We start from the raw sequence: 12,459 nt of genomic DNA, 5'->3' as shown, positions 1-12,459 counted from the left end.
CAGCCCGGATCCTCGGGTGCAGCACCCGGCATACCCGCCGGATCGCCGCGGACCTCGACGGAGTGCAGATCTCCGGCCGGTGGATCTTCCACCGCCGCACCGTCATCGAATACGTCGAAGCGAGGAACCGATGAACCCACTGGAAGCCGGCGCCAAGCAGTGGCTCGCCGGCCTGACCGACGACGAGTTCAAGGCGGTGGTCGGCGAAGTGCGCGAACCCGCCGACACCGGACTGACACCTGAGCAGGTGAGGGAATCGGCGTCCAAGGCGCTGGCCGCAGGCCGAGACTCCTACGCCAAGGACCACAAGATCCACGTCGACACCAGCCGCGAGCACGTCGTCGGATTCAACCTATGAGAGGGATGACGCCGATGCCGCAGTCAATGAAAGACGCAGTACTAGACCAGCTTCCGGGCTATCGAGCAGCCGAACACCGCGAGAATCGGCTGAAGAAGGAACTCCCGGCCCTCGCCGCGGCTGGGATACCGGTCAGCCTCCGATACCTCGACGTGGTCCGCGAACGCCTCGACGGCGACGGCCCACTGGACCTACGGCAGATGTGCGCCGACTACGGCAACGAGTACACCGCGCAGCTCGGCCGCCACGAGTTCCACCAGATGCTCGCAACCGAGCTGACCGACCTGCACCACCAGAAAGCCACCCTCCTGGCGAATCACGCCGATGTCGCCCTGGACTTCCTGCGCGGCCAGCTTGACCAGCTCATGGCCGCGGTACGCGACAACCGCGAACGGATCGCCGGGCAACCTGCCAGCGCCGACGCAGCGCTCGCCGCGGGGAAGAACGCTGTCGCTGACTACCAGTTGGTGCAAGGTCTGATTGGTCGGTATGTCGAGATCCGCGCCGAGCACCGCCGGTACGCGGCCGGAAACCGGGGCGCTGGCGGCGGGGTGGGAGCGTTCGGCCGGCCTTTCGACACCGTCGGTGAGGTCGCGCGGTTCCTCGAAGTGGTGCCGTACTGGCAGCAGCGCCGCGGTACTACCCCCGCCCGCAACAGCACCGAACCCGCAATCCGCGCCTGGTTCAATGCCTCCCATGCCGGTGCGATGCAGGTCGACAGCTACGGCAACAGCAGCATGAACGCTGTGCCGGCAAACCAGTGGCTGCTCACGGTCGCCGACAACGACCCCTGGCTGCCCGACGGCGACACCATCCAGCGCGCCTACGACTTTGCAGACCAGCTCTTCGCGCCCGGCCGCTCTTACAACCGGCGCACCGAGATCGAAATGTTCTGGTCCCACGTCGCCAACCTCGCCGAGCTCGGCGTCACTACCGACCTGCCCGAACCGGCCAGCGCCTGAAAGGACTGACCACATGCCCGAAGCGGAGTTCTGACCCATGAACTCGGCGCTGCCGCGCGGTGCGGGTGGCTTTCGCAATCACCCCTTTCATGCCCGCCCGCGCGGCAGCGACCGACCGAAACCACTACTACTGCAATTGATTTAGGAGGTGCGCGATGCCGGAGTTAGCAACCGCGTGGGTAACCCTTGCTGTCTCCGCCGAGGGGATGCAGCGGGATATCCGGCGTGCACTGAACCAGGCGGACGGTGATCGCGCCGGCCGCCGCGTTGGGCAGCAGTTCTCCCGAGGTGTCGCGGCGAACACGAACCTGACGGCGGTGGAGCGGAAGCTGGCCGAGGTCGGCCAACGCGGCGCCGCAGTGATGGGCAAGGCGTTGAAGGCGGGTGCGGTGACCGCAGCGGCGGGTATCACCGCGACGCTGGGTACCGCTCTCACGCTGGGCTTGAACCGGTTGACGGCGATCGATGACGCCCGCGGGAAGCTGACTGCTCTGGGGCATGACGCGCAGGGCACCGCGCAGATCATGGACTCCGCGCTCTCCAGCGTGAAGGGGACCGCCTACGGGCTCGGTGACGCCGCGACGATCGCGGCGAGTGCTGTCGCCGCAGGTGTGAAGCCCGGCAAGGAACTGACCTCGTACCTGAAGTTGACGGCCGACGCCGCCGCGGTGGCTGGCACATCACTGTCGGATATGGGCCTGATCTTGAATCAGGTCCGCACCGGCCGCACTGCCTACACCGACGACCTGAACCAGTTGGCCGGCCGCGGGTTGCCGATCTACCAGTGGATCGCGAACGAGATGAACGTCGCCCCTGAACTGGTCAAGAAGATGGCGGGGAAGGCGAAGATCTCCTCGGAGGTGTTCGAGGCGGCGATCCGCAACAACATCTCGGGGGCGGCCCTGAACATGGGCAAGACCGTCCGGGGTGCGTTCGAGAACGTCAAGGCCGCGCTGAGCCGCGCGGGTGCCGCAGCGGAGGAACCCAGCTTCAAGCGCCTTCCCGCCACCCTGACGAGCATCACCACGTCGATCGACGCCGCGACCCCGAAGATCACCGAACTGTCCGAAGCCTTCGACGAGAAGGTCTTCGACCGGTGGATTCCCGGAGTGGAACGCGCCTGGCATGCCCTGGCCGGCAACGAAGCGGTCCAGTCGAACGCCCAGGAAGTCCGCGCCCTCCTGGCTTCGCTGTGGTCGACCGCCAAGGAACTCGGGCCCCCTCTGGGCCAGATCGGCACCTCACTCGCCCACGCGTCGGCCAGCCTCGGGGTCTCCTCCTGGCAGCTGTTCGTCGTGGCACTGGAAGCCGCGGCCGGCGCGCTGAATGCTGTCTCCCCGCTGATTCACGGGCTCGGGGATTTCATGTCCGGGCACCAAGGGATGGTCACCGCCGCAGCGGCAGCGTGGCTCGGGTTCCGGACCATCCCGGCGATCCTGGGGCAGATGCGCGCCGGAATGACCCAAACCGGCACGGCCACAACGGGAATGTTCGCCGCATGGGGACGCGGCGTCGCATCCATCCAGTCCGGCGGCAGCCGGATCACCGGACTGTTCCGCGGCTTCAGCGACGAGATGCGCCTCCAGCAGCACCTGGCGATGATGTCCGGGCAATCGATCAGCCGCACCAACGCCGCGTGGTCCACCCTCGCCGCGCGGGGCAGCGGGGCACTGAACTCGATGAAATCTGCCGTCGGTGGTCTCGTCGGGGCGCTCGGCGGACCACTGAACATCGCCTTGATGGGCGCCACCGTCGCCATCGGCGCGGTCATGGCGAAGAACCAGCAGGCATCACAGTCGATGCAGGCATACCAGGACGCCATCAAGCGAACACGAGAGGCTCAGACCGACCTCAACGAGGCGCTAATGCGGTCCCGCGGCGCGTTCGACGACACCGTCAAAGGCGAGGCAGTCGACCGAATCAAGGCACTAGGCGACGAACTTCAAACCGCGAGCGAACGCACGGCATCGTGGGCCGACGAATACCGCAAGGCCGGCTCGACCGGGAACTGGGCAGCTCTTCGAGGAATGATCACTCCCCGCTTTGGCGGCAAATACGACTCGGTTGCCAACGAGATCCGAGACGAGGCGAACGCCTCCAGAGAGGCCAAGACCGCACTCGATGCGCTGAAGATGAGCAACCAGACACTGGCCGACGTGACATACGGGTCGCAACCGGTGTTCGACCAGCTCGTGCAGAAACTGGAAGGTGCCGGCGACGGTGGTCAGAAGACCGCCGCGGCAATGCGACTAGCTCGCGGAGAGTTCCTGAAGCAGCAGGCCGTCGCCGCTGGGGTCGCTCCCGGTGTCTACGAGATGGCAACGGCCATGCGGGTTCTCGCCGACAACACCGCCACCGCAGCCGACAAGACCAAGGCCCTCAAGGCTGCGATGGATGCGATGAACCCGGCACGGACCGCCGGTGACGCCGCCGCGGCCCACACCCGCGCCGTCGACGCGGCCCGCTCCACACTGCAAGGCCCGGTAGATGCGTCCCGCGGCGTCGGAGACCGACTGTTCCTGGCCAACGGTGAGATCGATCAGCAGATCGGCAACGGCGTGGACCTGGCCGGAGTCCTCAAGCAACTCGCCGACACCACCGCCGACTACTCCCAGCACGGCCGCGACATGACCGAGGTGCTGCGGCAAAACGATGAACAGTTCGCCGCGCTGGCCGAGGCCTACGGGACCACCGTCCCGAAGATCAAGGCGGCCTACAAGTCGCTGGGTGGCAGCCTCTCGGACTTCGGTGGCCAGCTCGGTAAGGTCGCTCAGCTGTTGCAGTCCGGTGACATCCCCACCGACCACCCGATCAAGATCGACACCCCCGGCGGCAAGGCGGTCCTCGACCTCCTCAAGGCCATGAACGCCGAGGTGAAAGAGGGCAACGACAAGCAGATCGAGGTCACCGCCCCGCTCGGCGATCAGACGTTGCAGCTGCTCAAGAACCTCGGATACGAGGCCCGGATCGTCGATCAGAAGCTGATCATGACGAAGGTCGACCCGGACAGCCTGTCGCAGACCCAGCAGGCCCTGGCAGCCCTGCTGAAGGACGAGAACAAGACCATCACCGTCACCCAGGTGTTGCAGAACGCTGCCGGTGGAACCCAGCCCGGCGCCCCGGCGCTGGCACCGAACGGATCACTCCCCGGCCTGGGCGGCGTCGCAGGCCCCCGCCTGGTTGGGGCGATCGTCCCGATGGCCGATGGTGGGTTCCGCTACATCCGGAAGCCGGAAACCGCGGGCCTGTACTCGGGTCGCGGCGCCGGCACGGTGTTCGCGGAAAAGCAGACCGGCGGCGAAGCCTACATTCCCCTCGCGCCGGGGAAGCGGAAGCGGTCGGCCGCGATCCTCTCGGAGGTCGCCCGCCTGTTCGGGATGACCGTCATGGAAGACGGCGGTATCACCCTCGACTCGCTGAAGCAGTTCGCCTCTCAGATCAGCGGCGGCGCCTACGTGCGCGGCGGGCCGCCCGCTCTCAGCGGCACGGACTGCAGCGGCGCCCAGGCCGCCATCGTGAACTATCTGACCGGCGCGTCCGGCCGGTTCGGGACAGCGGCGGAAGGCCAGGCGCTGTTGGCGCGCGGCTTCCAGATGGGTGACCCGCCCGCCGGGATCGCCGCGTACTGGGTTGGTTGGCGCAACGGCGGCGCCGGTGGTGGGCACACGGCGGGGACGATCGTCGACCCGAACGGCGGCAACGTCAATGTGGAGATGGGTGGCCGCTCCGGTGGTGGCGCGTTCGGCGGGATGGCTGACGGTGCGGCGTCGTTCCCGCAGCGTGCGTGGATCGCCATCGCCGGTGGTGAGGATCCCAGCCGTAGCGGTTCCGGTGGCAGTTCGGCGGCGGTGCGTACCGCCTCGGCGCGGGTCACCAGCAGCAAGGCCGCGGTCACCTCCGCGCAGGCGTCGCTGGATGCGGCGGAGAAGAGCGTCGCGGATTTGAAGGCGAAGGGCGCGTCGGCGGACAAGGTGGCGATCGCGGAGAAGAAACGCGACGCTGCGGCGCAGAGGTTGGCGGCGGCGCAGGAACGTCAGGGCATCGCCGAAGACAAACTCGCCGCGGCGAAGGAGAAAGCCGCCAACGGCTCGGACAAGCAGCTGAAGGGTTCCGACGGGGGCGCGGAAAGCTTCGGCCAGTCCCTGATCTCCGGGCTGCTGCAAGGGATCGGATTCGACGGCAGTGTCATCTCCAACCCCTTCGACTGGCCCAACTTCAAATCCGCAATGGCCCTGGCGAACTGGGGAACAGGACTCGCCAAGAACGTCCTCTCCGGCGGAGACGACACCGGCGGTAGCGGGATCGGTGGCGGGGCGCTCGGCGGCATCGGCCTGCCTGGCGTCGCAGACTTCATCAAGACCGCCAGCCAGCCGGTCACCGAACCGATCCAGCACGGGGTCTCCGGTGGTGCACCCGGCCCCGACTCTGCGCCGTCCTACGTCATCAACGGCAACGTCGGCATGAACCCCACCACCCTCACCCAAACGTTCGACTCCAAGAACAACCAGACCATCCGCCGCAACCTCGCCGCAGTGAGGCCCGGATGACCCTGGGGCACCGACCCCTCGACCCGACCGGACTTCCGACTCAGGGCATAGGGATCTCCTCCCCCCGAAAGTTTTTTCTTTCACCCTCTGATCGGAGGTGCCAGCGGTGGCTCAGCGTGAGAACGATGCGGCGGCGAAGCGCCTGCGAGCTCGGCTGCGCAAGCAGTTCCGTCCCTGTCACATCTGCGGCCGCGACATCGACTACACCGTCCACTACCTGGACCCCGGCGCGTTCCAGGTCGACCACCTGCTGCCCGTCAGCCTCGGCGGACCGGCTGACGACTGGGACAACGTCGATGCCAGCCACCGCGCCTGCAACCGCACCCGCTCCAACACCATCGACGCCAAGGCCGCCGCGGCCGCCGCCCACTACGGCATCCCCCTCGCCGACACAGCCGGTCACTGCCGGACAGACGGAAGCTACTGCAACCGCCACGGCGGAACACACCCCGTCGGTGCCCCGGGATTGACGATCCTCACGACCCGCAAGTGGTGATCCCGCCTGCGGTAGCAGATGATCAGCACATGCGGATCGAACAATGCAAGGCCGGTGAGCTCTCCGGCAAACATCGCTACTACCTCAGGGAATCCGACGATCCCGCCGCGCCCTGGCTGTTCGTGACCGACGCCAAGTACGGGTTCTGGACCGACACCGAGACCGGACTGCGGACCTACTACATGACGTTCACGCTCTCGGCCGGCACCGAGCGCATGTTCAACCCCGACGACATGATCGACGTGGCCTGGCCCGAGTAGATCCCTCGCGAAAAAACCTGCTCCCTCTCGCCATCCCTATGCCCTGAGGGGGACGCCCGTCGGGGTCGGTGGGGGCATTCCGCACCCCGTCTCTCGGCGCGCTGGCACGGTCGGCCGAAGGTTTGCGGGTACTCCGTATTTTCCCCGTAGAAACGGTCCCGAACCGATCCGTACTTACCTGTATCTGCGCGTACTAGGCACCGTCGAGATAGATTGCAGTGCAACATTGTTACGGACTACCGCGAACTGTTGCGACCTCAAAACCGGGGCCAGAAGGTTAGGGGTTCGAATCCCTTCGGGCGCACTTTTCCTGTATGACCTCGGTTGATGCTGGGCAGTATCTTCGTTTGATAATTGGCGGTGTTTCGGCTGATCCTTGACGCTCCCGGGATGAGGGAGTTGAGTGTGACTGCTGTGTTGGTGGCTACCGCTCGCTGCCTGGTCCACGGCCGGCGGCAGCACCCGGTCGGGGTGGTCGTGGGCGAGGGCCTTCCCGAAGTCCGACGACGCGCCGGTGATCAGCCAGACCTTGCTGGTGGTGGTCATCTCGATCAGTCCTTGGGTTGATACGGGGCGACCGATGTGAACCGGTCCCGCCGTCGGAACTCGAAAGGCGCGCCCGCCAGCGGCAGACCAATTCCAGGCTGCTGTTCCAAACAGCTTCCAATGTGCGTGGATAGCGTCCTGTGGCATGCAAAGAAAGGTGGTCGCAGTCGCGGCGGCGTGCGCTCTGGTGCTTTCCGGTTGCGGCGGTACCGGCGAATCCGCGCAGTCGAGCCCGTCGGCGAAGCCCGCTGCCGACGGTATCGATATCCACGGAGACGCATCGGCACCGGTGAATCAGATCGCCGTGAAGGCCATCGCCGACCTGCAGAGTTTCTGGGGCCAGGAGTTCTCCAAGCTGTACGGCACCGACTACCGCCCGGTCAGCGGCGGCTTCTACTCCGTGCTGCCGTCGCACGACAGCGCGCCGCCGTGCGCCCAGGATGTCTCCGAGGTGTCCGGCAACGCCTTCTACTGCTCCACGAAGGACGTTGTCGCCTGGGACGCCGAGGGTCTATTGCCCGGGCTGCAGTCGAAGTTCGGCGATTTCGTCATCCCGATCGTGTTCGCCCACGAGTGGGGACACGCGGTGCAGGCCCGGTCGAACTTCACCGCCCGCACGGTGACCAAAGAGCTGCAGGCCGACTGTTTCGCCGGCGGCTGGGCCCGCCACGCCCAGGACTCCGGAGTATTCGCCGCCGACGCCGGAGAACTCGACTCGGCGCTGGCCGGCATCCTGCAGTTGCGGGACACCCCCGGCACCAGCAAGGTCGACCCGTCCGCGCACGGCAGCGGGTTCGACCGGGTTGGCGCCTTCCAGGACGGCTATGACAACGGGGTCGCCACGTGCAAGGACTACCGCGACGACGAGCCGATGGTGCTGGAGCTGCCGTTCAACGATGCCGAGGACGAGGCCCGCAGCGGTGATGCCCCCTACGCATCGATCGTCAACGGTGTGCCGTATGACCTGGAGGACTATTGGACCCGGGTCTATCCCGAGCTGACCGAGGGAGCCGCCTGGGTCCCGGTGCGAGGACTCAAGCCGTTCGACCCCGCCGACCCGCCGTCGTGCGGCGGAACGCCGATTGCCGACTATGTCATGCTCTATTGCGTCCCCGAGGACTACATCGGGTGGGACAACGTCAACGCCATGCCGGCCATCTACCGCAAGGGCGGTGACTATGCTGTCGCCACCCTGCTGGCCACCCAGTACGGGCTGGCCGCCATGGAACGCGCGCACGACACGTCCGACGCGAAGACCCAATCACTGCGCGGTGACTGCTTCGCCGGCTCCTACACGGCGAGTGTCATTCTCGGAAACCGTTCGGACACCAGTAGTTACCGGATATCGCCCGGCGACCTCGACGAGGCGATCACCGCGCTGCTGGTATTCCGCGGGGCCGACGACGCAACCCGTCAGGGTGCCGGCTACGAACGTGTCCGGCACTTCCGGAACGGCGTCATCAACGGTGCCGGCTCCTGCCTGAAAGAAAACTGAACCCCTTATCGCACAAGGAGAACCGCCATGATCACAGCTACCACTACCACTACCACCCGGGCCGGGATCGCCGCCGCCGCACTCTGCCTCGTCCTAGTGGGATGCGGGTCTGGGAACAAATCCGACGAGCACAAGTCCGAGACCAGCAAGACCTCGACGTCGACGAGCACGAGTAGTGGCTCGCCGAAACCCACGACACCCGCGGCGAAAGGCGCACACCGCACCATCCAGGACTACATCCAGGAAAACCACATCCAGGAGACACCGCTGCGGCAGGGCGACCCCGGGCCGGCCGTCAACCTGCCGGTACCCGACGGTTGGCAGATCAACGACGAGCTGCCCGAGGCGCCCTACGGTGCGATCGTCTACTCCAACTCGGCAGTGCCGTCGAACCCGCCGCGAATCCTCGCCATCTTCGAAAAGCTCACGGGCAACGTCGATCCCGAACAGCTGCTTGCGCTCGCCCCCGGGGAGCTGCAGAACCTCGAAGGGTACGACGGGCCCAGCGAGGGGACCCGGGACACCCTCGGCGGCTATGAGGCGGTCCAGCTCGGCGGCCACTACAACGTGAAGGGTAAACAGGGGATGGTCGCCCAGAAAACCGTGGTGATCCCCGGGAGTGACGGCGTCTACATCCTCCAGCTCAACGCCTACTCCGACGAGTCGGAGGCCGATATCCTGACGACGGCGACCGACCTCGTCGACAAGGAAACCACCATCACGCAGTGACCGGGGCGAACGTGCGACCGGAGGTCCGCAGCGCCAGCCTGCGGGCCGCCAGTTGCCCGTCCCACACCCGCTCCCCGGTGGCCGCTGCGACGGCTTCGGCGGTGTCCAATGCCGCACTCGCCTCGGCTGCCCGGTCCCGGGCGGATTCGGCGTCGGCCAGCAGTTGCAGATACAGGGGCAGGAAAATCTTGGTGTCGTCCTGGCGGTGCACCTCGATGGCGGCCCGGATCCGGGCGGCGGTGTCGAGTCCGTCGGGACCGAGCGCCGCGGCCCAGCCTTCGATGACGTGCGCGGAGGCGGCCAATTGGGCGATGCCGTTCTCGGTGAGCGCCGCACCCACAGCGGCGGCCGACTCAGCGGTTCCGGCGACCTGGCCCATGATCGCCCGGGCCTGCAACTCCGATACCAGCGTGATCGACCGGCCCAGGGTGTCGTTGCGCGCAGCGGCCACCGACACGCCGCGGGCCGCGTGGTGTCGCACCTCGTCCGCGTTGCCCCGAATGGCGGCGGCCCAGGCAGCGATACCGTAGCCGCGGACGTCGAAGGCCATCAGGACGTCGAACGCCATCAACTGGCCGTAGCGGCGCCAGTCGGCTTCCGGCAGCCGGTGCAGCAGCAGGTCGACTGCGGCCGCCGACTCGTCCAGCGAACCACGGATGAAGCAGACGAGGCCGCGCAGGTAGTAGCCGGCGGCGCCAGTCATCGCATCGCCGGATTCTTCGTACACCGCGACCAGTCCGTCGGCCAGCAGCGCAGCCTCGTCCAGTCGGCCCGAGCAGGCGGCCTCCAATCCCCGGAACGCCGCCTCGACGCCGAATACTCCGGAGTTCGGGGCGATTTCGGCGAACCGCCGCAGTGCGTTGCGCACCACCGTGGAGTTCTGTCCGTTGATGAAGGATTTGACCGTGAGCTGTTGCAGCAGCAGGCCGGCTTCGTACTCGCGGCGCTCGGCGGACGGCTGCATCCGGGCCGCGACGTCGAGGGAATACGCGCTCAGGTCGGCAGCCTCGTGGTAGGCCGAGCGTCGCCAGGCCGCCGCCAGCGCCGGGTCCAGTAGCGAGCGGGCGGTGGCGGTGTCGAGTTCGGGACCCGCCCGCCAGGCGTGCTCCGCGCCGGCGAAGGCGTTCTCCAGCGCGGAGCGGTCGGCGCGGGCGTAGGCACGGGCGACGTCCGCATGCAGTCTGGTCCGATCGGACCCGGCCGTGCCGGCGGCGACGGCGTCACGAACCAGGCCGTGGGCGAACCGCATTCGCCGGGGCGCGGCGCTGACAATCAGTCCGCAGTGTTCCGCCTCGCGCAGGTCGTCGGTGAGTTCGCCGACGGGTCGGCCGAGGACCTCGGCGGCGATGTCGACGGAGAACTCCCCACCGAGCAGTGCCGCGACGGTCAGCGCCGCCCGGGTCGGCATGGGCAGTTCGGCCATCCGCCGGCGGATCACGCCGGCCACCGCGTCGGGCACGTCGTCGGCGCCGAAGGAACTGTCGGACAGCCGCCCGCTATCACGCAGCATACGGGTCAATTCCGTTATGTAGAACGGATTCCCACCGGTGCGACGTTCGACGGAATCCACCAGTGCGGTAGACGGGGGCGCCCCGGCGACGTTCTGGATCAGCGCGGCGGTGGCAGCCCCGTTCAGGCCGCGCAGGCGTGACAACGCGATTTCGCACCGGCCCATCAGTCGGTCGAACTCGGCCTCGCGCAGCGGCAGATCGAGTCCGCCGTCCTGCCAGGTGGCCAGGATCAACAGCGGGCGTCGGGCCACGAAGGAGGTGAGCAGCTCCAGCACGTCCCGGGTGGTGCGATCGGCGCGGTGCAGATCGTCGAGCACGATGAGTGTCGGCCCGCGGCCGGCTGCCTCGGCGACGCTGTTCGCCAGCGATTCCAGATAGGCGAAGCCGGTCTTGTCGCCGGCCGGTTCCCGGTCCAGGGTCGCCTCGACGCCGCCCGGCAGCTGCGCGTTGCGGGCGGCCAGCGTGCGCAGCACCTGGGTCCACGCCCATGACGGTGGTGTGCGGACACCGCCGGCATGCCCGACCCAGACAACGGCCATCCCGAGATCGTCGGCGCAGCGGGCTGTTTCGGCGGCCAGCGCCGTCTTGCCGACGCCACTCTCCCCGGTCACCACCGCCACCCCACCGCAGCCGTCGGCGGCGGCGGCCAGCGCATCGCGCAGTCGCGTCAGTTCTGGGGTCCGCCCGTACAGTGATCGCGCCGCAGGGGTACCGCGGGTGCCGATTTCGGATGACGGTGCCCATTCGAGTTCTGCTGATTCCGAACGGATCTCGTTTGCCAGCCGATTCAACGCCGCACTCGGCCCGACGCCGAGTTCTTCGTCGAGAATCGAGCGCAGGCGCTGATGGGCGGCAAGAGCGTCGGCGCGCCGTCCCGCGCGGTAGAGCGCCAGCATCAGCTGGCCCCACAGCTGCTCGCGGAGAGGGTTTGCGGCCACCTCGCCTTCCAGGCCGCCGATCAGCGAGGCCGCGTGCCCCTGGGCGAGATCGGCCTCGTACCGGGCCTCCACCGCATCGGCCCGCAGCGCCTCGAGTCGGTGAATCTCGTGATGCGCGAACGGAAGATCACGAAAGTCGGCCAGTGGGCTGCCCCGCCACAGGGCGAGCGCCTCGGTCAACACCCGCGCGGCCCCTGCCGTGTGGCAGGCGGCGAGCAGCCGCTTGCCGTGGCCGACCCGGGTCTCGAACAGCCGGATGTCGAGCCGATCATCGCCGAGCCGGAGCCGATAGCCGTAGCCGTCGGTGGCCAGCCGGTCGGCGCGATCCTCGCCGGCCAGGATCTTGCGCAGGTTGGCGATGTAGGCCCGAACGGAGGCCAGTGCCTTCGGCGGCGGAGCGTCATCCCACACCTGCTCGATCAGCGCGTCGATGGAAACGGTGCGATCCGCCGACAGCAGCAGTACCGCCAGCACGGCCCGCTGCCGAAGCCCGCCGAGCGCCGGCGTTCGTTCACCGTCGACGACGGCGAGCGAGCCGAGCATCAGATAGTCCACCGCGACCTCCTGTCGGGTGTGGACTCCAACCGGAATCCAATCCCGCGTAGCTACCGTGCACG

Annotated in this window: 8 protein-coding genes; 7 read left to right on the top strand and 1 reads right to left on the bottom strand. The window is 67.6% G+C overall.

The features are described from left to right. Window positions 1-130: 130 nt before the first annotated feature. The 7 genes from G6N16_RS01890 (at window position 131) to G6N16_RS01860 (ending at window position 9,393) form a co-directional block, all read left to right on the top strand. A complete protein-coding gene (locus tag G6N16_RS01890; protein ID WP_083033234.1) occupies window positions 131-358 on the top strand; it encodes a hypothetical protein in 228 nt (75 codons plus the stop codon). Window positions 359-558: 200 nt separating this feature from the next. Continuing rightward, entirely contained in the window at window positions 559-1,320 is a 762-nt protein-coding gene (locus tag G6N16_RS01885) for a hypothetical protein (protein WP_163787734.1), read from the top strand. Window positions 1,321-1,637: 317 nt separating this feature from the next. Then, window positions 1,638-5,867 carry a tape measure protein gene (locus G6N16_RS01880; RefSeq protein WP_133052999.1) on the top strand — a complete coding sequence of 1,410 codons (4,230 nt, stop codon included), beginning with the start codon at window positions 1,638-1,640 and terminating at the stop codon, window positions 5,865-5,867. A 106-nt stretch (window positions 5,868-5,973) separates the two neighbouring features. Further along, window positions 5,974-6,363: an HNH endonuclease gene (locus G6N16_RS01875; protein WP_083033229.1), complete on the top strand. Its 390-nt coding sequence runs from the start codon at window positions 5,974-5,976 to the stop codon at window positions 6,361-6,363. A 29-nt stretch (window positions 6,364-6,392) separates the two neighbouring features. Next, complete coding sequence (locus tag G6N16_RS01870; protein WP_083033228.1) at window positions 6,393-6,623, top strand: hypothetical protein; 231 nt, start codon at window positions 6,393-6,395, stop codon at window positions 6,621-6,623. A gap of 691 nt (window positions 6,624-7,314) precedes the next feature. Continuing rightward, window positions 7,315-8,664 (top strand): neutral zinc metallopeptidase, encoded by a 1,350-nt coding sequence (locus G6N16_RS01865; RefSeq protein ID WP_083033226.1) that lies wholly within the window; start codon window positions 7,315-7,317, stop codon window positions 8,662-8,664. Between the two features lie 27 nt (window positions 8,665-8,691). Further along, the gene (locus G6N16_RS01860; protein ID WP_083033225.1) at window positions 8,692-9,393 is read left to right on the top strand and encodes an envelope biogenesis lipoprotein LpqN; all 702 of its coding nucleotides are present in this window, start codon (window positions 8,692-8,694) and stop codon (window positions 9,391-9,393) included. Here the strand turns inward: G6N16_RS01860 and G6N16_RS01855 are convergent. Further along, window positions 9,383-12,397: an ATP-binding protein gene (locus G6N16_RS01855; protein ID WP_163787733.1), complete on the bottom strand. Its 3,015-nt coding sequence runs from the start codon at window positions 12,395-12,397 to the stop codon at window positions 9,383-9,385. The two genes, G6N16_RS01860 and G6N16_RS01855, sit on opposite strands and share 11 nt — an antisense overlap. Between the last annotated feature and the right edge of the window lie 62 nt (window positions 12,398-12,459).

It is taken from the genome of Mycolicibacterium insubricum (assembly GCF_010731615.1).
In the GTDB taxonomy this organism is placed as follows: domain Bacteria; phylum Actinomycetota; class Actinomycetes; order Mycobacteriales; family Mycobacteriaceae; genus Mycobacterium; species Mycobacterium insubricum.
The sequence above is the reverse complement of the archived record's forward strand: the minus strand, read 5'-3'. Positions and strand labels throughout refer to the sequence as shown.

What these genes read in the sequence shown, in the direction of transcription:
- G6N16_RS01890 (WP_083033234.1), top strand. Translation starts at nt 131, where the DNA reads ATGAACCCACTGGAAGCCGGCGCCAAGCAGTGGCTCGCCGGCCTGACC.
- G6N16_RS01885 (WP_163787734.1), top strand. Translation starts at nt 559, where the DNA reads ATGTGCGCCGACTACGGCAACGAGTACACCGCGCAGCTCGGCCGCCAC.
- G6N16_RS01870 (WP_083033228.1), top strand. Translation starts at nt 6,393, where the DNA reads ATGCGGATCGAACAATGCAAGGCCGGTGAGCTCTCCGGCAAACATCGC.
- G6N16_RS01865 (WP_083033226.1), top strand. Translation starts at nt 7,315, where the DNA reads ATGCAAAGAAAGGTGGTCGCAGTCGCGGCGGCGTGCGCTCTGGTGCTT.
- G6N16_RS01860 (WP_083033225.1), top strand. Translation starts at nt 8,692, where the DNA reads ATGATCACAGCTACCACTACCACTACCACCCGGGCCGGGATCGCCGCC.